At 49.7% G+C, this 21,127-nt stretch carries 16 protein-coding genes; 7 read left to right on the top strand and 9 right to left on the bottom strand.

The window, feature by feature from the left end:
- Positions 1-52 precede the first annotated feature (52 nt).
- Positions 53-1,375: a hypothetical protein gene (locus ASG33_RS15510; protein ID WP_157474794.1), complete on the top strand. Its 1,323-nt coding sequence runs from the start codon at positions 53-55 to the stop codon at positions 1,373-1,375.
- A gap of 47 nt (positions 1,376-1,422) precedes the next feature.
- On the opposite strand, the gene ASG33_RS15505 is transcribed toward ASG33_RS15510, so the two are convergent.
- Positions 1,423-1,794, bottom strand: a complete 372-nt coding sequence (locus tag ASG33_RS15505) for a hypothetical protein (protein WP_056288512.1) — start codon at positions 1,792-1,794, stop codon at positions 1,423-1,425.
- 118 nt (positions 1,795-1,912) lie between these two features.
- A complete protein-coding gene (locus ASG33_RS15500) occupies positions 1,913-2,263 on the bottom strand; it encodes a nuclear transport factor 2 family protein (protein ID WP_056287190.1) in 351 nt (116 codons plus the stop codon).
- Positions 2,264-2,484: 221 nt separating this feature from the next.
- Between ASG33_RS15500 and ASG33_RS15495 the strand changes: the two genes are divergently transcribed.
- Positions 2,485-3,744 (top strand): erythromycin esterase family protein, encoded by a 1,260-nt coding sequence (locus ASG33_RS15495; RefSeq protein ID WP_056287187.1) that lies wholly within the window; start codon positions 2,485-2,487, stop codon positions 3,742-3,744.
- A 94-nt stretch (positions 3,745-3,838) separates the two neighbouring features.
- The gene (locus ASG33_RS15490; RefSeq protein WP_056287182.1) at positions 3,839-4,498 is read left to right on the top strand and encodes a carbonic anhydrase; all 660 of its coding nucleotides are present in this window, start codon (positions 3,839-3,841) and stop codon (positions 4,496-4,498) included.
- An 80-nt stretch (positions 4,499-4,578) separates the two neighbouring features.
- Here the strand turns inward: ASG33_RS15490 and ASG33_RS15485 are convergent, their stop codons facing one another.
- Positions 4,579-5,715 (bottom strand): AI-2E family transporter, encoded by a 1,137-nt coding sequence (locus tag ASG33_RS15485; RefSeq protein WP_056287180.1) that lies wholly within the window; start codon positions 5,713-5,715, stop codon positions 4,579-4,581.
- Between the two features lie 186 nt (positions 5,716-5,901).
- On the opposite strand from ASG33_RS15485, the gene ASG33_RS15480 reads away from it, so the two are divergent.
- From ASG33_RS15480 to ASG33_RS15470, 3 genes are all read left to right on the top strand, one after another.
- The gene (locus ASG33_RS15480) at positions 5,902-9,159 is read left to right on the top strand and encodes a SusC/RagA family TonB-linked outer membrane protein (protein ID WP_082489249.1); all 3,258 of its coding nucleotides are present in this window, start codon (positions 5,902-5,904) and stop codon (positions 9,157-9,159) included.
- Between the two features lie 36 nt (positions 9,160-9,195).
- Entirely contained in the window at positions 9,196-10,644 is a 1,449-nt protein-coding gene (locus tag ASG33_RS15475; RefSeq protein ID WP_056287174.1) for a SusD/RagB family nutrient-binding outer membrane lipoprotein, read from the top strand.
- A gap of 176 nt (positions 10,645-10,820) precedes the next feature.
- Positions 10,821-12,389: a M12 family metallopeptidase gene (locus ASG33_RS15470; RefSeq protein ID WP_056287170.1), complete on the top strand. Its 1,569-nt coding sequence runs from the start codon at positions 10,821-10,823 to the stop codon at positions 12,387-12,389.
- A 76-nt stretch (positions 12,390-12,465) separates the two neighbouring features.
- Here the strand turns inward: ASG33_RS15470 and tal are convergent, their stop codons facing one another.
- From tal to ASG33_RS15440, 6 genes are all read right to left on the bottom strand, one after another.
- The gene (tal, locus tag ASG33_RS15465) at positions 12,466-13,557 is read right to left on the bottom strand and encodes a transaldolase (protein ID WP_056287168.1); all 1,092 of its coding nucleotides are present in this window, start codon (positions 13,555-13,557) and stop codon (positions 12,466-12,468) included.
- A gap of 109 nt (positions 13,558-13,666) precedes the next feature.
- Positions 13,667-14,353 carry a DUF421 domain-containing protein gene (locus ASG33_RS15460; protein WP_056287163.1) on the bottom strand — a complete coding sequence of 229 codons (687 nt, stop codon included), beginning with the start codon at positions 14,351-14,353 and terminating at the stop codon, positions 13,667-13,669.
- Positions 14,350-15,066: a DUF421 domain-containing protein gene (locus ASG33_RS15455; RefSeq protein ID WP_056287160.1), complete on the bottom strand. Its 717-nt coding sequence runs from the start codon at positions 15,064-15,066 to the stop codon at positions 14,350-14,352. The genes ASG33_RS15460 and ASG33_RS15455 overlap by 4 nt, the downstream gene beginning before the upstream one ends.
- 143 nt (positions 15,067-15,209) lie before the next feature.
- A complete protein-coding gene (locus tag ASG33_RS15450; RefSeq protein WP_056287156.1) occupies positions 15,210-16,304 on the bottom strand; it encodes a PepSY domain-containing protein in 1,095 nt (364 codons plus the stop codon).
- 11 nt (positions 16,305-16,315) lie between these two features.
- Complete coding sequence (locus ASG33_RS15445) at positions 16,316-18,685, bottom strand: TonB-dependent receptor (RefSeq protein ID WP_056287153.1); 2,370 nt, start codon at positions 18,683-18,685, stop codon at positions 16,316-16,318.
- Positions 18,686-18,759: 74 nt separating this feature from the next.
- Positions 18,760-19,137 (bottom strand): hypothetical protein, encoded by a 378-nt coding sequence (locus tag ASG33_RS15440; protein WP_056287150.1) that lies wholly within the window; start codon positions 19,135-19,137, stop codon positions 18,760-18,762.
- 115 nt (positions 19,138-19,252) lie between these two features.
- Here ASG33_RS15440 and ASG33_RS15435 point away from each other — a divergent pair, with 115 nt between their 5' ends.
- Complete coding sequence (locus ASG33_RS15435; protein ID WP_056287148.1) at positions 19,253-21,109, top strand: gliding motility-associated C-terminal domain-containing protein; 1,857 nt, start codon at positions 19,253-19,255, stop codon at positions 21,107-21,109.
- Positions 21,110-21,127 lie beyond the last annotated feature (18 nt).

The raw sequence follows: 21,127 nt of genomic DNA, 5'->3' as shown, positions 1-21,127 counted from the left end.
AACCATTGTTGTGGTTCCTGGCCACTTTAAGCCGGAGCCTAAATAAGCTTGTATGATCAACCGACAAATCCTGACCTATTTTACGTCAATAAGATGTATCTGCTTTTTCTGTGTTCTTCTTTGCTGCTGCACTGCGTATAGTCAGGACAGTACAGCTATAAAGTTCAGTGAAGAGCCGGATACGCTGACCAGGCAACGCTTTATTGACCGGTACGAAAATGTTTTTATGACAAAGGTGCCAACCAGACACATGTTTAAGTTTGGCTTGTCACAGTACTATCAGGCCGTGCCTTACCCGCTGACTGATGATAAAACTTTAAATAATTTATCACTTCACCTAGGCTATGAAGTCAAATTCCTCCCTGCATTCTCGCTTGCCTTGTCGGGGCACTTTCCACTTTACGGTGTGCAGGCGCCTTTCAGAGAATCTGTACAGAACACGGTAATGGATGCGCAGCTCCGCTGGTTTGTGGATATGCGCAGGCGGATCAGGAAAGGCAAGAGCGCGAATAATTTCAGCGGAAACTATGTTGCGCTCTTCTTTAATATGCCCGGCGCATTTGATGATGATCCTAAGGCTGGTATCAAATTAGGGTTTCAAAGGAGGTTCCTGAATCATGGCTATATGGACTTCTCTTTTGCCATCTTCAAGTCTGTCTTTGACTATCATTCTTATTATGGATTAGCGACTGGCCTGTCGTTCTCGACACAAGCAAGCTTCGGCTTCGCGCTGGGAGATTGGAAAAAGTCTGCCGTCGCTCCGCTCTGTGAGATTCTTCTGTGTGACGAATTTCAGCCCCAGCAATGGAAAATACGGCTTCCCGAAATCACCGTCGGCTATTATCTCAACAGGATCAGGACCGGCGTCGCTTTTGAACGTAAGGTGAAAGCATCTTCCTGGACGATCAATGTACAGCTGGATGCAGCCATGAACAGGGGTTTCAATTTTCTCAGATATGATCATACCGTCGATTTGTATGATGGGAATACAGTAAATCAGCGCACGTTTAAATATGCGCAAGTTTATTCCCGCGAGGGTATTGTCATTTTTTCGGTACAGCCAAGATATTATTTCCTTCAGAAGCGGCAGCGACTTAACGGCAAAGGCGGGAATGGACTATCAGGCTGGTATACCGGCCTGAATACGGAGTATAGCTACTATAAAGGGTGGCATGGCGGCTGGGCTCTTGCCGGCGGTGAGTTTCGAACTGAGACCAATACTATACAGGCTGGCCCACTGGCAGGATTCCAGCTACGGCTTTTTCGCCGCGGCTATCTCGATCTGAACACTTCGTACAATTTCAAGCAACAGCTGGGCGATCAGAAAACATCGTTTGGACTGAGATCCAACATCGGCGTCGGCCTGGCACTTTAGCCAAGCCGACGTCAATATCCCTTGCACAATTGGTACGTTCCAACAAGCTACTTCTTAGCTTCTCTCACCGCTTTGATCGGGAATTCTCCGTATTGGGAGGAGATCATGCCGGTGAGCGTGTCGCCTTTTTGCATTAAACTGTACTTGAATTCGCTGCCCTGGTTTTCGGTCATAAAAGTGACTTTTCCCTGATCTACCATCAGGTTTTTCACCTCCTGCCGCTCCGTTGCCTCCACGTAACCGACTGTCTTATTTTCTTTTTGTTCGAAAATCAGAAATCCCGATTCGTATTCAGGCGGAACGTCGCTGATCATGTACTTCCATGTTCCAAGCAGATCGTCGGCTGTAAATGCTTTTTGCGCGGCAATGGAGAAGACCGCCACCGCCATGACCATCAGAATGTAAAGTTTTGTTTTCATGTTCATCCGGGAGTTTATGTTGAATGCACCGGTAATTAATACAAAAATTAACACAAATTCTCCGCATTGTAATAATTATCCCTGGCATTGGTGCAGTTTCACTTTCCCGGCACTGACTTTACTCTGCCTCTATCACGAATGCATTGAGTTCGGCCATCTTGCCATCGCGAAACCGCCACACATCGCAATAACGGTAATTGGTCAGCTTTCCGGCTGCATCCTTCAAGGCGATTTTGCCTACAGCAGTAACAAAGTCGCCCTCGGCGATCAGGTGTTCCACCATAAATTTCGGCGGTTCCTGGTAAGTAGCGGCCATATATTGCCGCACAGCCTCTTTACCCCTCAATACCTGCTCTCCCACAAAATTCCATTCGGTATCCTCCGTACAGAAAGTCAGAAAGCCCTCGTATTCGCCGCGTGTAATTGCAGCATTAGCTTCTTCCAGTATTTTTTTGTTGTTCAAATCCATAAATACATCTGGTTTGTGTTTCAAAAGTTTGTCACGGCTGATTACTTCGCGAAATGAAGTATCACGTAAACGAATCGCATTTTACCGCTTACAAGTTCCATTAGCACGGATAGCAGCGCGGTTTTCCAGCTAAGAAACTGCAAAGATTTAAGTTGATCAGGAGTATAGTCGAGCATATTTTTTCCTTTATATCAAATTAAATTATATAACCATTGATACGTATGAACTTCTGCCGCTCTGCATTCCTTGTTGTTTCCGCATTCCTTACATTCATTCAATGGACGCACGCGCAGCCAGGTTCATTGTCGGCACAGATCAACAAGGTATCGATCAGCCTGGATTCCTCTGCCCTGATGCATTCCGCACCTTTTAACCTGCAAAATTCCATTGATACCGATTTTAAAGTACTGGGAATCGGCGAGCAGTCGCACGGTACTTCCGAATTCTTTAAAGCCCGGATCTCTCTGATTAAGTCGCTGGTTAAATCGGGCGGCGTGACCAGAATTGCGCTGGAAGCGCCAGTGGCCGAAGTAGAAAATCTGAATGCATATCTGCTCACAGGATCCGGGGATCTCAAAGCTGTGCTGAAATCCTTCCGGCTGTTTAATTATGAATGTCAGGAGTTCGTAGATCTGGTAGCGGAAGTGAAAACATTGAACAAAACGGCAAAAAAACCGATCACATTCTTCGGCGTTGATATGCAATCCCCTTTTCAGGCATTGCAAAATATTTCAGCATCCTGCTTTTCAGCTGATAAAGCAGCCGCTGATTCGGTCACGAAGCTGACAGGCAATTATAAGGCTCTGGACAATGAACTGTACAGCCACAACATCAGCGGGGAAGATTACCGGGAGCTGCTCGGGCTGAGCAATGCGATTTTTACGCGAATGGAACAGAATGGGTCCGGGTGTTTGAAAAACAGTCTTGTCAGTCGCAGCGTAGCCATTTACAAGCAATTTTTGCAATTGAATAAACCGGGTAACTTCTACGATGTGCTGTCTACATTAAGAGACTCGCTGATGGCGGAAAACCTGCTCAATGCTTTAACAACAAATGACAAGGTAATCCTCCTGGCCCACAACGGACACGTACAGAAAACGCCCAATGCATTCTCCCGAAGCATGGGACTTTTCCTGCAAAGAAAGCTAGGCAATAAGTACCAATCCCTGGCACTTACTACTTCTACGGGATTCTTTACGGCGTTCACACCCGAGGCTGGCAAGGTTACCGACAAAAATCCGATCCCGACCGCGGAAGCAGGGACTTTCGAAGCGCAGTTTTCTCAAGTTGGAAAACCTGTGTTCCTTTTCAAAACTTCGCGTGTCAGCCGGAAGGATATCAGGGAACTGCCTGCGAGGTACAAGCTGCTTCCCTTCGGGATCACCGACAAACCCTTCGTGACCGGGAACCTGCTTGACGATTTTGACTATGTACTTCACATTGAAAAAACAACCGGCAACCAAAGCTTTTATTTAAAGTGATGCGCCGCTTCTGAGGGTTTTACGTTCCAAAAGTAAGTTCCTTGACGTAACTTGGGGGCTGATAACGGGTACTCTTAACTTAAAACCTCACTTAATGGATATTTCACAGATCTTTCAAAACAATCAGGACTGGGTTCAGAAAAAGCTCAACGTTGAACCGGACTATTTCAGTAACCTGGCCAAAGGACAAACGCCAGGCATTCTTTATATAGGCTGCTCCGACAGCCGCGTTACTGCCGAAGAGCTCATGGGCGTCGAGCCAGGCGAAGTATTCGTGCTGAGAAACATTGCCAACATGGTCCCCAATACGGACCTGAGTGTGATGTCCGTGATCAACTATGCGGTCGATCACCTGAAAGTAAACCACATTGTGGTATGCGGCCATTATTACTGCGGCGGTGTGCAGGCGGCGATGAAATCGGGGGACCTGGGTATCCTCAATCCCTGGCTGAGAAACATCCGTGACGTGTACCGGACGCACAAAGAAGAGCTTTCGGCGATCGAGAATGAAGAAGAACGCTACAAAAGACTGGTTGAGCTGAATGTGGAAGAGCAATGTATCAATGTGATCAAAACCGCAGAAGTGCAGAAAGCGCAGCGCGACCGCAACCTTACCGTTCACGGCTGGGTGTTTGACGTGCATTCGGGAAAGCTCATCGACCTGAACATTAATTTCAAAAAGCTGCTGGAAAACATCATGGAGATTTACCGGCTGGACCTGAAAGATCCGGAGGTACAAACTGCAAATCCCTGATTTTTTGGAAACATATAAGTAACAAAAGCGGCCGGGCAAAATCCCGGCCGCTTTTGTTTTATGCATTGAACACGCAAAGGTTATTTGCTTTCACTCTCAGGCGAGGTCTGATTTAATTTCCAGCGTTTCATGATGATGCGCCCGGAGTACTTTTTCAAATGGTATTTTTCAGGTTCTCCGATCAGGAATCCGTATGCTTTCATCGATGGAATAGCGTCGAATACGACTTTTAAAACGGCTGTGATTGGAATTGCGAGGATCAGACCGGCGAGTCCGAAAAGCAAACCTCCCAAAAGCAGTCCGACCAGCGCCATCAGCGGGTTAATACTCACTTTTCCACCTACGATATTCGGTGTGAGGAAGTTACCTTCGAGGAACTGGACTACCTGAAACCAGATGATCACACCAACTGCATACCACGCACTATCTTTGGTAGCCAATGCAAATAGCGCAGGCAGCACCGAGCCGATCGCAATGCCGATGTAGGGCAAAAGCATCAGCAGCGAAGCCAGAATGCCGAAAAACCATGCATAAGGAATGCCAAGAACCAACAAGCCAACAGTGTTCAAAACTGCCACTATCCCCATCACCGTCACCAGCCCGATCAGGTAGCTCTGAACGACATAATAGATTTTGTCAAGTACCCCGCTGACCAGTTCTTTGGGTGTAGATAAAAATGCGTGAAAGAAGAATTCACGGAAGAAATCACGGTAGTACAGAAGGAAGAATGTAAACAAAGGCACAATGATCACGCCTGCCAGTATACTTCCCATTGAACCAAAGGCCGCGCCCAGGATCACGCCCGCATTGGACACCGCCCTGTTGGTAAAAGCAGTGATCTGTTTGGTAATCTCACCTTCTTCAATACCAAACCGCAGCACGACCCATTGCTGAATGGTGTCGAGGATATGTTTAAATTTCAACTGCAGATCATCCCCGTTTGCACCGATAACAATCACCTGATGCACGATAAACCAGATCAGTCCGCCGATGAGGATAATGGCGATAATAACCGCCAGCAGCGAGGCACCCACCCGGTTGATCTTATACTTTTCAATAAAGCGTACGATCGGGAACAGGGAGATGGCCAGCAATATGGAAAACATGAGCGGCACCAGCACGCTTTGCAACGTATATAGCAATGCGATGATCAGGACAAGAGACAGCAGCGAAGCCGCAATGTCGACGCTTTTTGACTTAGCGGAAATATTATTCATGACAGGTGTAAGTGAGATTTACAACCAAACTGAAAATTTCATGCCCGGCCTCCTCTATCCTCTTTTTTCGGTTGCCAAACTGCATTTACAGGATTATACCCTTTTCACTTTTTTTTATAAGTATTCCAAGCATCCACCCGGGCTTTTAAGGATGTTCAACTTCCTAACCCTTTAACAAATGTTCGTATGCGAATAATATGTAGCTGTTTACTCACGCTGGCTATGCTTGTCATTTATGCCATACCGGCCCGTGCCCAATCCCGGCAGGTGTCCGGAAAGGTTGTAGATGAGACCAATGCAGCTGTGCCCGGCGCAAGTGTGCTGATCAAGGGTACCACTTCGGGTACCAATACCAATGCAGACGGAGCCTTCTCGATCAGCGTGCCTGACGGGAACCAGAAGCTGACCGTCTCGTCAATCGGATTTCAAACGGTGGATGTAGACGTACCGCGTTCCGTGTCGCAAGTGACCGTGCGGCTTTCTGCTGATGTGAAAAGTCTGGGGGAAGTGGTAGTAACTGCGCTCGGTGTGCAGCAAAGCACGCGGAATGTAGGCTACGCGGTGCAGCAGATCGGTGGCGGCAGCATTCAGGAAGCCAGGGAGGTCAACTATATCAATGCATTGCAGGGTAAGCTGGCCGGTGTGCAGATCGGCGGCAACAGCGGCTCCATGGGCGGCTCGTCGCGGGTTACCATACGCGGACTGAAATCGATTTCAGGTAATAACAATGCATTGTTCATCGTGGACGGCGTACCGATGGCCAATATGAACATGAATTCGTCCAGCGTAACCGGCGGCCAGGGAACAGGCGGCGGCGGTTTTGACTACGGAAACCCTGCCCAGCTCATTAACCCGAATGATGTGGAGAATATCTCCGTACTGAAAGGCGCAGCGGCAACCGCGCTTTACGGGAGCCGCGGTCAGAACGGGGTTATTTACATTACCACCAAAACGGGTAAAGGATCGGGTAACCTGTCGCTGAACTACGATTTCAACATTCAGATGGACCAGGTTTCGTACCTGCCGAAATTCCAGAATGCATACGGAGGCGGCGGCAGCTCGAATTTTACCAAATTATATGTCAATCAAAACCCGGGCGGTTTCCTGCCGGGCGGAGGTACTTATGATGACAATGATGGAAAAGGCAGGTACGATTTCATTCCCGATTATGGAACGGATGAATCGTGGGGACCAAAAATGGACGGTACGCTGGTGCGGCATTACTGGTCGTGGGACCAGGACCGCAACAATCCCAACTTCGGTAAGACCGCGCCTTGGAGCCCGCATCCTGACAATGCCAAAGATTTTTTCAAAACAGGTATCACTTTCTCCAACAACCTGTCTGTGGCCAGCAGCAGCGACAAAGGTTCGATCCGGTTTTCCGTGGGACAGACGAAGCAGAACTTCATTTATCCCGGAAGCGAGCTGAAACGCTTCTTTATCAGTCTGAACACTACCTACAAATTCACTGAGAAATTCACATTCAGCGGGGGGATCAATTATGTCAACGACCATTCCAAAGGCCGGCCGGGAACGGGCTTCATGGGTAACAACCCGATGCTTTTCTACGTTATGTACGGTCAGCGGCAGATTGATGACGCTTATCTGAAAAATTACAAATATGCCGATGGTACCGAACAGTCCTGGAACCGTACTGCATGGAACATTCAAAAACCCGCATTCAGCCAGAATCCTTACTGGAACCAGTACGAAAACTACAACACGGACAGGAACAACCGTTACTTCGGTAATGCGGGATTGACCTACAAGTTTGCCGACTGGCTTTCCGCCGATGTACGCGTGTTCTCCGATTTCTTCGACCACCTCGACGAAGTCCGCAGCGCGAAGGGATTCTTCGTGGGCAGCTATGCAAAACGCGTATTGCGTAACAACGAGAACAACTACCAGGCTACATTAAACGTCAATAAAAACCTGGGCGACAAATTCAGCCTGGAAGCTGTGGGGGGAGGTAATATATTGAGTATCAAATCGAGCATCGAGTCGGGTACAACGAATGGCGGCTTGCAGACACCGCTGGTATACGTGCTGCAAAACTCCGTAACGCCGGCAACTGTATCGACGACTTATGGAAACAAACAGATCAACTCGCTGTTCGGGTCGGTTACATTGGGCTACAACAAATACCTGTACCTGACCGCTACGGGCCGGAACGACTGGGCTTCGACGCTGAAACAAACGGGCAATTTCTCGTACTTCTATCCGTCGATCGCAGGTTCGTTCATTTTCTCCGATGTGATTGCGAAAACATCCTGGCTCACGCTCGGCAAAGCCCGCCTTTCTTACGCGCGTGTCGGCAATGACGCAGATCCTTATTCGGTATCGCGGTACTACGATATCGTGACGCAATTCGGGACATTCCCGCTGCAAAGCACGCCAGACAGGCTGCACAACAGCCGCCTGAAACCGGAGCTCTCCGCAGAAGTGGAAGGTGGGGTTGATTTCAAATTTTTCAATGAGATCCTCGGCGTCAATTTCACCTACTATGACCGCCGCACCGAAAACCAGATCTGGAATGTGCAGATCCCTGCGGAAAGCGGTTTTTCAACCAAAATCGTCAATGGTGGAACCGTGCAGAACAAGGGTATTGAACTTTCGGTGAATGTAATGCCGGTGATGACGAAGAATTTCAGCTGGCGTGCGTCCCTTAATTTTTCCAAAAACAAAAACAAGGTACTTAACCTGAACAGCTCGGATGAAAGCATTCAGGGAATTGAACGGTTTGTAATTGGTACTGAAAGGCGGACCAACCGGGTGTCCATGGTGGCGCAAAAAGGCATGTCGCTCGGAACCATGCTCGGTACCGACTATGTGTATGATGCAAAAGGAAATAAGGTAGTGGTAGCGAACGGAACCTACGCGGTAACGCCCACGCCGGTGATCATCGGCGATGCCAATCCTGACTTTATCGGCGGATTGAACAACACATTCAGTTACAAAAGCCTGTACCTGTCTGCACTGATTGATTTCCAGAAAGGCGGCGATTTCTTTTCTTACACCAACTTGTATGGTAACAAATCGGGAATGTTTGAAGAAACCGCATTACCTGGTATCCGCGAGAACGGGCTGGTTAACCCTGGTGTGAAGGAAGATGGAAGTCCTAACGACATTGTCGTTCCTGCGCGTACGCACTTCAACTCCGACGGGGGTAACCGGATCAGTAAGGCCAATTTGTACGATGGCAGCTTTATTTACCTGCGCGAAGTAAGGCTGGGCTGGCAGCTGCCGGATGCACTTGCGAAAAAGATCAAAATGCAGGCGCTGCGTTTCACATTGACCGGTCGTAACCTGTGGCTGATCAAAAGCAATGCACCGAATGTGGATCCTGCGAACATCACCAACTCCATTGGAAACCAGATCGGATTCGAAGGAGGCGCATTACCGCCGGTCCGCAGCTTTGGCGCCAACCTCAACTTTACATTCTGACCCCATTTCCAGAACCCATTTTAGATCGATTTAGATATGAAATTGACAATAACTATTCTGCTGCTGGCGTGTGTGCTTGTACTCCCCGGCTGCGACAATTTTGATAACCTGAACAGCGACCCGGCGCGGTCGGGCGAAACCCAACCCGAGTTCCTGATGGCCAATGCGCAGAAGCGCGCTTCCGACCTGCTGTACGATACCTATTTCAACGGGCGGGTCGGCATGCAGCTCTCGCAGTACTGGACGGGGACAGATAAGACAGGTGAAACCCGCTTTTTGTTTACCAATGACGGGCTTTGGAATGGTATGTACGCAGGGCCGTTGATGGATCTGCAGGAAATTGAAAACTATTACAAAAGGCACCCCCAGGAGTCGAGCGAGCACATGCTGGCTGCTACGGCGATCATGAAAGCCTGGCTTTTCCATATCCTGACAGACGTTTACGTTGACATTCCCTACTCCCAGGCGCTGAAAGGCGACGAGATCGTGCAACCCGTTTACGACAAAGGAAAAGATGTGTACGCAGCATTGCTTACTTCATTGAAAGCACAGATCGATATCCTTGCCGGTCCTACTTCGGGAGCGATCCGCGGCGATGTGATCGCAGGCGGAAATGCAGCACAATGGATCAGGATCGGAAATGCATTGCGCATGCGGATTGCGATGAGAATGGCCGATGCGCAACCAGCCGAGGCCAAAGCGATAATTGAAGATGCGGTAAAAAATACGCTGACCTCTACAAGTCAGGATGCGTTTTTCCCCTATAACACGGCAGCAGCTACCAACCGCTTTCCGTATAATGATGTGGACCGGCCGCTTGTTGAATTTGCAGTTACTTCCACGCTGGTCGATTACCTGCAGGAAGTAAGTGATCCCCGGTTGCCAGTGTATGCCCGCCCGGATGAAACCAATGGAAAATATGTGGGTAAACCGTACGGTGTGGAGGCCAATACGCCGACGATGATCGGCTTATCAAAACCGGGTGTGCTCGCTTACAGCGGCTCGGCGCGGGGTAATATAATCACTTATGCGGAGGTTGCTTTTATCAAAGCCGAGGCTGCGGCGCGCGGAATGAATGTGGGTACTGCCACTGCCGCAGACCTGTACAAAGAGGCCGTGACCGCTTCCATGACGCAATGGGGCATTACAGATGCAAAGGCCATTGAAGCCTACCTGATAAGGGTGCCGTACAAGGCAGCAAACTGGAAGAATGTAATTGGCACACAAAAGTGGCTCGCGCTGTACATGCAGGGCATTCAGGGATGGATGGAGCGGTTGAGACTGGACATTAAAAAACCAGACGGAGATACGCTGTTCATCGCGCCGGTTTCGGGAAGCCTGGATCAGGAAGTGAAAGATGGTATCGTTAAACGCCTCAAATACCCGAGCGCCAGCCGCGCATCCAATGCAGCGAACAGCGAACAAGCAGCGAAGAGCATCGGGGGTGATTCGCAGGCTACAAAAAACTGGTGGGATATCTATTAAGCTGACATCATCAGGCAAATCGTCGAACGCGCGGCTAAGTTTCTTCCATTCCGCGATTATCGACCGCCGTTCGTCGATTATTGAACCTTCTGGCCTGCTGGCTGCGGTAGTTTTGAATCGTACAGTAACAAGCTGTACGATTCAAATTCCGTATCCACCCGAAAACCAGATTGATCATGAAAAACATGCTATTTTTTATAAGGGCATCATTCACCATTTTGTCCGTTGTTTACCTGACTGCCTGCTCCGGGCTGAAAGAAGAACAAGCGCTGGTCCCGACAGTTGAAAAGACTTCTGAGCAGGTGGTGCCGGAGCTGGCCTACCCGGGCGAGACAGGGGAAGAAAAGGAAGGTACCTTGTTTGGAAGAAACATCAAATACGCTGAAATCAATGGAGAGGCGGTATTTGAAGGCGACATTATCCTCTCCAAAAAGCAGCTTAACGCAGCAGCCGGCGCACGCACGGAAGGCACCGGAGTTTCCCTCAATGCGCAAAAGTGGGCGAAGGGAATTGTTTATTACACCATTGAAAAAACAGTTACAAACACTTCCGCGATCTATGCGGCTATGGCGATCATTGAAGCTTCAACGCCCATTACGTTTGTGTACCGTTCCAATCAGTATAATTATGTAACCTTCAAGTATGGACGCGGCTTTTCCTCCTCCGTAGGCGTGACCGGCGGGCAGCAGTTCATTACGCTCGGACTTGGTTTCAGCAAAGGCGGCGCGCTCCACGAGATCTGTCACACGCTGGGGCTTTTTCATGAACATACCCGCGACGACAGGGACCAGACCATCACCGTCAACTTCCAGAACATTGCGCCAACATTGCAGGTCAATTTTCTGACCCACAAACAGTCGGGCAGTGCAGGTTTCGGCTTTGATAAAATGGACCTGAAATCGGTGATGATGATGAATTCCGATTACTGTTCCAGCAACGGACTGCCTTCTATGACCACCAAAGACGGACAGCCTTTCTCCGTTCAGCGTACGGAATTGTCGCCCAATGATATCCGGTGCCTTACCGCGATGTATTCCAACATCTATTCTGTTTCAGACGACGGCCTTTATGCTTCGGATACACGAAAAGGCAAAAGGGCTTTGCTATCTCAGGGCTGGTTTTACACGCGCGCTGTCACTGCCGATCCCTATTTTGTTTATGCATGTAAAGGCGGCTCGCTCGTCAGAATACGTCCGGATAATGGAGATACAAAAGTGATCGCAACGGGCTTCTACTATGTGCAGTCGATGGTGCTCCTGAAAGGTTTCCTGTATGTGATTGACAATGGGGTGATCAAAAAAGTGAGCACTGATACGGGTGTAACCACGACGGTCGGCACGCAGCTCTGGCTTCCGGCCACTGACATTGCCTACATGGATGGATTCTTCTATGTTATGACCAAGAATGCCATTTTCCGCCTTACTCCGGACACTGAAAACTTCGTCCAGATTGCTGCTGTTGCCGATGCACGAGAACTGGTAGCGATGGGTGGAAGGCTCTACTACGTGAAGACTACGCCAGGCAAAACATCCGGTATCTATAAACTGGATCCAGCGGTCGGATTTGCGCTCCTCTTCTCACCGCTATTTACGCCAACTGCGCAGATGGTCTCCTCGGAAGGCTCTTTGTACATCGCTGATATGGGCAATTTGTACAAGATAGAAGCCAATGGAAACAGCGTCAACATTTCCCCGGGATGGTCATTCACGGCCCAGCTGGCTGCACTTAACTACTACAACTACTAGCATCTATTAGCCCAAACAGGCGCAAAGCCGCCCCTGGCAACAGGAGCGGCTTTGCGCATTTATCAAAAAGGTTATCCTATTTCTGGTTTTCGATCGCGTCAAGCAACTTTTGGAAAGGTTTGTTGAATTTCTCAATTCCCTCTTCTTCGAGCTGTTTGGTGATCGCGTCCATATCAATGCCAGCGGCTTTCACCTTTTCCATTACACTGGTTGCTGCATCCAGATCCTCTTCAAGCCGGCTCGCCGGATCGCCATGGTCGCGGTAAGCTTCCAGCGTTTCCATTGGGATTGTGTTTACCGTGTTGGGACCAATGAGCGCTTCCACGTACCGGGTATCCTTGAAAGCAGGATTTTTGTTACTGGTACTTGCCCAGAGCAGCCGCTGCGGAACCGCGCCTTTATCGGCCAGCTTTTTCCAGCGATCTGTGCTGAACATGCGTTTATAGATCTGGTAAGCCAGCTTGGCAGAGGCAATAGCCACTTCGCCTTTGAGCTCGGCCAGTCCTTTTTCTTCCAATATCGGGTCTACCAAAATATCAATGCGGCTCAAAAAGAAGCTCGCTACCGATGCAACATGGTCTACCGGCAATCCGATTTCCGCACGCTTTTCCAGACCGGATATATAGGCTTCTGCCACCGCTTCATACCGGTCAAGCCCGAAAAGCAATGTCACATTGACATTGATCCCTTCGCTGATCGCCGTTTGTATCGCGGCAAGTCCCGGCTGTGTTCCGGGGATTTTGATCATTACATTTTCACGGTCTACTGCCATCCAGAGCTCACTCGCCTGCTTGATGGTACCCTGGGTGTCCAGCGCAAGAAACGGGGAAACTTCCAGGCTCACATACCCGTCGGCTCCTACCACGTCTTCTTCATTGTAAACCGGCCACATCAGATCGCAGGCCGACTTGATGTCCTCGATCGCAAGACTGAAAAATATCTCTTCGTTGGTACTATCCCCTTTGGAAAGTTCTGCGATATCGGCATCGTAATCCGAGCTGCTGCTGATTGCCTTTTCGAAAATGGCAGGATTGGAAGTAACGCCCCGTACGCCATCTTCCTCGATCAGTTTTTTCAATTCACCGGAGTCGATGATTTTACGGTCAATGAAGTCCAGCCAGATGCTTTGGCCGAAGTCGTGTATTTGTTTTACTTTACTCGTAGCCATAACAAACTTGTATTTATGATTAAAAACGATGAACAGGTAAGTGCTGAAATATCATGCCATGCATGTAGCCGATTGGCTGCTGACCGAAGACGCTGAATGAAGCGATCTACTACTCTACCGCTTTGATAAATGAAGTACCCTCGCAATTTTCGCAGGATTTGGTAGGCTGAGCAATGCCGCGATCGTGACCACAATTGGAACAAACCCAATTATCGGCAACGGCGCTGATCCTGTGCTGAAAATCCTGGTCCCAGATCGGCAGAATGGGCAGGCCGGGTACCGATTCGTGCCGCTTGACCAATGTAAATGTGCCGCCTGCCTCAAAATACAGTCTCTTTACTTCTCCCAGGTGGCGGATCCTTTTGCAGCGAAGCTGGGCAAATACCCGTTCCCTGGTGATCCCCGCCCTTTTCATCAGTTGCAAATTCAGGCGCGAATCCTCAATGAGGGGCGTAATATCTCCCTGTGTGATTTTTTCAAGCGTTTGGTTTCGCATTGCCAGTCTGGCGATCAGCTGCTGTACAAAAACGACGATCCCGGCGATAACAACAGCTGCCAGAATGCCCCGGTCGGGCGATTGCAGGGGTACCCCTATCGCAGCTGCCAGCGAAACCATCGCCGCCATTTCGTTCCGGCTGAGCTGAGAGGCCATTCTTTTGCCCATCAGTCGCATTGCTACCATCAGGATCAGGTAAATGACCGCCACGCGCAGCACTACTTCCGCGTAAAATGCACCTGGTACGTCACCTACAAAAATGCGCTGCCAGTCGTTAATGAATATTTCTTCCGGCTTCATTTGTCGATGAGATCATATTTGACGGAAACAGCAGCGGGTATCCAGACGTCGGAACCGCACGCTTCACAGGTTTGAGACTCTTGCGCGCCGGGCGCTACATTGCCGCAATTGATACAGGCGCTGTGTTCCTCCACGATCCGCTGTGAGTAGCATTCGATACTGGTATCCGAAGGCGGGAAAATGCATAATCCTGCCGCCGGCTCGGCATTCATGTAAATGCTGAAACAACCGAATGCCTCCATATACACCCGGCCTACATCACCGAGGTTGAACACATTCTCGTCCCGGAGCGCGGCAAAGAGCTGCTGCCGGGATACTTTGGCCATTTCCAGCTGGTCTATCTGGATGATCCCGTCTTTGACGAGCATCTGCGTGGTTCCCTGACTGATTTTTTCAAATTTCCTGCTCGAAAACTCGGCAAGACTCACTCCCCGGCGAAACACCAGCGCACAAACCAGGATCATCACGCCCATCAGCAATCCAAGCTGCGGGATCTGCATAGCCGGCGAGACAATCGCACCGAGGGTGACCATAATGGCCATTTCCGAAATGCTCAACTGTCCGCCCATCCGCTTGCCCATCGCGCGGATGATCACGAGCAATGCAATGTAAATCAGGCTGGTTCTCAGGAAAACTTCTATCAGGTATTCAGGCGGAGCTTGTCCAAAAAGGATGCGGTGCCAGTCCCAGGGGATTATATCATCTTTCTTCATACACCAAGGCTGCAAACCCTTTTAAATAATCCATCTGCTCGTACACACGTTAAAATCAGACACCTTTTAAATAAATTGTGTGCCAGTAACTACCCTACAATGCAGGAGTGCAACATTTACGGCAAATGTTCATATTCAATTGTTTAGATACGCCGCCACCATAGCAGAAAGCCGCTCACAGCAAGTAATCCGGGCGTGAGTCCCAGAATTACGTAGAAGATCTTAACCCAAAATCCGCCAAAATTGCCCACGTGTACCGGTTGTACAGCTGCTTCAATGCGCTCGTTGACAGATTTATCGGCAAGCCGGGTAATTTTCAGCAGTTCACCGGTTTGCTGATCAAAGCGTACCGAGTTGGACGCGCCCCAGATTTTCCATTGACCCTGATGATATCCTCTTACTTCAAACTTGCGCTCCGGCTGCGTTGGCAGGTAAACATGGGTCGGTTCAAGGTCCGGCATTGCGTGCAATGCATTCAGGTACATTTCGTCGGCAGGTATCTGCATCACTGTGTTGGGCCGTGCGGGGGCGAGTTCCTTTTCCCAGGTTTTTGCCTCAAAAGCAAACAGGTTCATCCAGAATCCGGTAAAGAAGATCACCGCATTGAAAAGCAGTGACCACACACCTACTATGCGGTGCAGCCCCGAGCTGATGGTGCGCCAGTTTTTCCAGTTGATTGAAATCCGGAAGGTCAGGACTTTCCAGATCATTTTTTTGTAAACAACCATCCCGGTCAGCAGCGAAAGCAGCATGGTAATGCCAAAGATTGCGGTAAGCGCCGCACCGGGCATACCCAGCTGGAAACTGAAATGGAACTGGAACAGCCACTCAATAAAGCTGGGTGTAAAGTCGGTTGCCGGTCCCTCGCGCAGAATAACGCCGGTATAGGGATTGAAAGAAATCAACGCCAGATCATAGGTGAGCAGCCGGGCATCATTGAAGTAAATTCTGAAATTATACGCCTCGCCAGGCCCCGCGTCGGGATTAAGCCACGCGATACCGTCGAGATTGGGATACTTGCCGGTGATCTTTTCATAGCAGCGCATCAATGCGTCTGCGGGCAGTTTATTGCCGGCATTAGAGACGTGCAGTAACTCCCGGTTTGCAAGCGCATCGAGCTCCGTTCTGAAAACCAGAACGGAGCCGCTTAACCCCAGCAAAATCAGAAAGACGCCTGTTACGAGTCCGAGCCAGCTATGTAGCCTGAACAAGCTTCGGTTCGATGTGATCTTTTTCATAAAACCTGAGCTTACCAGAGCTGATAACTAACCCCCACCCTGATATTGAACGGGTCGCCCAAGCCTGCCGTCGTCACGCCCGACCGGCTTCCCGTAAAGTAGTGCCTGTTGGTCAGGTTATATGCATTGATTTGTACCTGGTACCGGTTCCGAGAGTAGGAAAGCGCCGCGTCGAGCACGGTATATGATGGAAACACAAAATTCTGATTGCTCAGTAACCCTACCTGATCACTTACATAACGAACGCCAGCAGCAATGCCGAGCCCTCTCAGCGCCTGTTCAGTCAGTGTGTATTTACCCCAGAAATTGACCTGGTGTTTCGGCGCATTGGCAAAGCGGTCGCCCTTTTTGCCGTAGGTACTCGTGCTCACCAGCACATGCTCGTTAAATGCATATCCTGCGATCAGGCTCAGGTTGCGGAGACTGCCCGTTACCGAAAATTCGCCGCCGCGGCTGCGTGTACCGTCAATGGCGGCCTGGCGGTGGGAGTTTTCTTCGGTAGGTGCCGCCGTGAGAATATTGGCGTAGTTGATCTGGTAAAGCGACAAAGTAGCCGATAAGCGGTTACTGATCAGATCTGCCTTGCTGCCCACTTCGTATTGCGTAGCCTGGCGCGTGGGGAACGGGCCGCCAGCAAGTACATTGTTGGAAGTTTGCGGATTGAAAGATCTGAGGTAGGTACCATACACCGAAAGGTTCTTCACCGGCAAATACACAAGCGCCACGCGCGGTATCCAGCCCGACGTTTTCAGTTCGTCACCCTGCTTGTTATCACGTTCCGATAATGGCGTTTCTTTTCCATTGTAACTGTCAAACCGGACAGAAAGAAGCACTTTCAGCTTGTCGCCGATACTCACCTGGTCCTGGACGTAAGCACCGATCAGGTTGGTAATGCGTTTGTTGTCGTCGGATTCGTCTGCCGGAATAGAAGGGTCGGGAATGCTGCCCGTGTAATCAGGATGCAGAATGGAAATGCGGGTGGACGATTTGTACTGATAATCATTCTTCGTCCAGCCATATCGGTTATAGTCTGCCCCGGCAATAAGCTGGTGCCCTAGCGCGCCCGTTTTCGCGTTGTAAGTTGCAAATGCAGTGGTCTGCAGACTAAACCGGTCCGTTTCCCAGTCCTGGTATCCCCTGCTGATCGAGTCATTCCTTATTCTTCCCACCGGAATATGGTCTGTATAATCCAGCACATTCCGCACCGCGCGTTCCACGACCGTGAGTCTCAGTTTTTGGCTGAATTGATGGTTGAAGGTCAGCGTAGCCGAAGTATTACGCGTTTTTCCATAATCCGTCGGACTTTGGATCGTCAGATTGTCCGGGTAATAGTTAAAGTCGAATGTACCGTCGGGCCGGGAAAGAATGTAGCTCCCATTGTCGTATTGCTGCACAGCTTTTGCATAGGCGTAGTTGAGTTCGAGGTTCAGGGAAGTTCTTTCGCTGGCCAGGTAAGTCAGCGAGGGCGCGACGAAAAGGTTTTGTTTTTTCTGATAATCCCTGAAACTTTCAGTCCGGTCGTATCCGACGATGGCACGATATAAGAGCTTTTTATTGCGGGAAACAGGCCCGGTAAAGTCAACAGAACCCCTGCCGAATCCCCAGCTTCCCAGCGACAGATCAACTGACGCTCTTTTCTCGGCAAGGGGTTTTTTTGTAATAAAATTAATAACCCCACCCGGCGAACCTTCGCTGAACAATGCGCCCGAAGGCCCGCGCAGCAGCTCTACCGATTCAATATTATACAGCAAAGGCTGCTGGCTCCACAAGTACAGGTTTCCTCGAATCCCGTTGAATAGCAGAAAACTGGCATCATTTGGCGAGTATGCCGTGAATCCGCGGATCTGGAAATTGCCATTTCCATTGTTGGCCTTCATGCCCGTGAATGTACCGGCGATCTCATTGAGAGTAAAAGCCTGCCGGTCACGCAGGGCTGCCGAGGATACCACCTGCACAGACTGTGGTGTTTCGAGCAAAGGAACGTCCAGTCGCGTTGAGGTGCTGGACGCAGCTACCTGGTAGCTGCTCCTGGCCGCGCTAACCGTCACCTCTTTCAGCTCCTGCCGGCTTTCTGAAAGTTGGAGGTTTAGAAAAGGATTTTTCCCTTTCGAGATCTTCATCGTCTGCGTGTGAGCCGTATAACCTATGTTGGACACCGTCAGGATATAGGAGCCCGGCGTAATACCTGCAAGCGTAAATTCCCCGTCAGCATCGGTAATGGTTCCCCAGCCCGTGTTCAGGAAAGCGATGGAGGCGCCGGCGACAGGTTCGTGTTCTGCATTGACAATGCGGCCGGTTAATGTGCCCGTTTCAGATTGGGCAGCAGCTTTTAAGCCACTTGTTAAAATGGCTAGTAACAGAATCAGATATTTCAGTTTCATTGGGATACAATTGTAGATACAACCCATCGGAAAGCCGAGCGGGTGCGGTTAGGTAAAAAAACAAGAAGTGCGACCTAAGCGCAGGGTGGCGGAACTACAACTGTAAGCGGAGCTTGGTAAGCGGCCAGATGATAAGGAAAGGTGTGCTGCTGATTGGGAATGAAAATACGCGGCAAAAACTCGAATGAGGCCAGTGGAGATGCAAAAAGATGCAGTGAAGGAAGATTCTGAACGCGTTCGCTGGTTTGCTGGTCTTTCTTCGCCTCCTGGGCTTTCAGCTTTTTAGCCAGGAAACAATGCCCGTCGCAATGGAGCTGCGGTTTGTCTCGGTTTTCGCAAAGCACACGTGTAATGTACTCTTTGTTGATCTGGTAATATGCGATGGTACCCCACTGACTGAATGTCGGCAGGATGGTTGCGATTAGCCATATGTATAGCAGAGTGGTACGCATCGTTTGCGAAGCAAATATAGTTACGGAATGTTTGCGACATTTATATTAGATAGAGATTTACCCGATCTTTTACGCAAAACCTCCCGCTCGTTCGTAGGCTCACGTTCGTTTTAATATGAAAAAATTTGTACAGTGCCTGATCCTGGTACTATTTACCGGGCTCCATTTGCTCCCCCTGGCCGGACAGGATTTGTCGGGTTTCTGGCAGGGAATGGACTATGGGCCGAGACCAGCGACGGTTTCCTACTGGCCTGGTGCCATGCAGATTACCCAAAACGGCGCCAAGCTTACCGGCGACTTTTTACAGCAGGTAACCAGTCAGACGAACTACTTTGCCAGGTGGGACATCAGCAATGGAACTGCCAGCGGGAATGCAGGCGAAATGCATTTCAACGTCATCAAAGAAATAAATGTGGCCGACCCTGCCCTGTTTTGTTACAGTAAATATTCTTTCACCTATGATCCGCAGGAAGAAAAGATAACGGGCTTGCGGGAGTTTGACTGTGCGGGCATGAAGCTCACACTGGAACTTTACAGACTGCGGCTGAAATCACCTGATACATTTTGTAAAGGAGAAGTTGCCAGGCTCGAAGTTACCGGCAAAGATGTACGCTGGTACGCGGATCCCAAAAAATCAAAATTGCTTTATCGGGGCAACATTTACCAGACACCGATCACCGAAACTGATACCTTTTTTCTCTCCCAAACCTTTCACGACACAGAAACGCCTGTAGTACCTGTGATTATCAAGGTTAATGAGGCCAGGATTACGGATATCGGGCTGACAGATGCCAATTGTGGGAAAGACAACGGGACTATCACGGTAGCAGCCACAGGCGCTGAACCTGTTACTTACAGCATCGATAATGGTGCATTTCAGACATCGCCGGTTTTCCAGGGGCTTTATCCTAAAACATACAAAATAACGGCCCGGACATCTGCCGGTTGTACAGATACCCGGGAAGCGACGGTGGGAAAGCGCTTTATGCCCAGCTTTTTACAGTTACATACCTTGAATCCGTGCGAAGCCGGTTCAAATGGTATCAGCGCAGTTGCCCAGGGCGGTTATGACCAATTTTCTTATGCATTGGACGATGGTCCATTCCAGGGAACAGGCTATTTTCCCGACCTGCCTGGCGGCGAGTACCTCGTGAGAGCAAGAGATTTAGTAGGTTGCGAAGTCAGTTCGATGATAAGAGTACCTGATGCAGCGGAGAGAGGAGTAACATTGCAGAATGTGGAAGTGCAGAACGGAAACTGCGGTGCGAAATTTGGCTCCGTTACGATCACCGCCTCGGCTACGGGATTACTCAGCTACTCACTTGACGGACTTACTTATGTAAGCTCGCCATTTTTCGGTGAAGTTGAACCAGGCACCTATACTGCTTATGCTAAAAATCAGGGCGGATGCGTTGCCAGTAAACTGATCACAGTCAGCACAGCTCCTGCTCCCGTGATCCACCATGTAACCGAACGAAATCCTAGCTGCAATGGAAGCGACGGATCTATTTCAATCTACGCGACCGGCAGCGGCCCCTTGTTGTACTGGATAGACGCAGGTGATTTCAGAAGTGACACACTATTCACCGGGTTATCGGCAGGTAGTGGGACCGTATTCGTCGCCGATACCGCAGGTTGCAATGTAGGCCGCTCTTTCCGAATAGTGGAAGATTGTTTGGCGCAGGTATTTATTCCAAATGCATTTTCCCCTAACCTCGACAGTAAAAATGAATCAATGGATCTCAAATTTTCGGGAGACGCATTGAAGATCCGGTATTTCAGGCTGTATAACCGCTGGGGCAGTGTGATCGCCCTGCGTGACGGGCAGACTGTCGAGAGTGGCTATGCTTTATGGGACGGTTTTTACAAGGGCACCAGGGTGCAGCCAGGGATTTACCCCTATGAACTCATGATCGAATTCACCGACGGCCGGACTCAGGTTATCCGCAAGACCATTACCCTGCTGCGTTAACAGTACGCTGGCAGCATT

Source organism: Dyadobacter sp. Leaf189, assembly GCF_001424405.1.
Taxonomy (GTDB): Bacteria; Bacteroidota; Bacteroidia; order Cytophagales; family Spirosomataceae; genus Dyadobacter.
This window is presented reverse-complemented; position numbering and strand designations above follow the sequence as displayed.

Bases quoted from the DNA above. Each gene is read 5' to 3' on its own strand.
- ASG33_RS15510 (WP_157474794.1), top strand. From the start codon at position 53: ATGATCAACCGACAAATCCTGACCTATTTTACGTCAATAAGATGTATC.
- ASG33_RS15505 (WP_056288512.1), bottom strand. From the start codon at position 1,794: ATGAAAACAAAACTTTACATTCTGATGGTCATGGCGGTGGCGGTCTTC.
- ASG33_RS15500 (WP_056287190.1), bottom strand. From the start codon at position 2,263: ATGGATTTGAACAACAAAAAAATACTGGAAGAAGCTAATGCTGCAATT.
- ASG33_RS15495 (WP_056287187.1), top strand. From the start codon at position 2,485: ATGAACTTCTGCCGCTCTGCATTCCTTGTTGTTTCCGCATTCCTTACA.
- ASG33_RS15490 (WP_056287182.1), top strand. From the start codon at position 3,839: ATGGATATTTCACAGATCTTTCAAAACAATCAGGACTGGGTTCAGAAA.
- ASG33_RS15485 (WP_056287180.1), bottom strand. From the start codon at position 5,715: ATGAATAATATTTCCGCTAAGTCAAAAAGCGTCGACATTGCGGCTTCG.
- ASG33_RS15480 (WP_082489249.1), top strand. From the start codon at position 5,902: ATGCGAATAATATGTAGCTGTTTACTCACGCTGGCTATGCTTGTCATT.
- ASG33_RS15475 (WP_056287174.1), top strand. From the start codon at position 9,196: ATGAAATTGACAATAACTATTCTGCTGCTGGCGTGTGTGCTTGTACTC.
- ASG33_RS15470 (WP_056287170.1), top strand. From the start codon at position 10,821: ATGAAAAACATGCTATTTTTTATAAGGGCATCATTCACCATTTTGTCC.
- tal (WP_056287168.1), bottom strand. From the start codon at position 13,557: ATGGCTACGAGTAAAGTAAAACAAATACACGACTTCGGCCAAAGCATC.
- ASG33_RS15460 (WP_056287163.1), bottom strand. From the start codon at position 14,353: ATGAAGCCGGAAGAAATATTCATTAACGACTGGCAGCGCATTTTTGTA.
- ASG33_RS15455 (WP_056287160.1), bottom strand. From the start codon at position 15,066: ATGAAGAAAGATGATATAATCCCCTGGGACTGGCACCGCATCCTTTTT.
- ASG33_RS15450 (WP_056287156.1), bottom strand. From the start codon at position 16,304: ATGAAAAAGATCACATCGAACCGAAGCTTGTTCAGGCTACATAGCTGG.
- ASG33_RS15445 (WP_056287153.1), bottom strand. From the start codon at position 18,685: ATGAAACTGAAATATCTGATTCTGTTACTAGCCATTTTAACAAGTGGC.
- ASG33_RS15440 (WP_056287150.1), bottom strand. From the start codon at position 19,137: ATGCGTACCACTCTGCTATACATATGGCTAATCGCAACCATCCTGCCG.
- ASG33_RS15435 (WP_056287148.1), top strand. From the start codon at position 19,253: ATGAAAAAATTTGTACAGTGCCTGATCCTGGTACTATTTACCGGGCTC.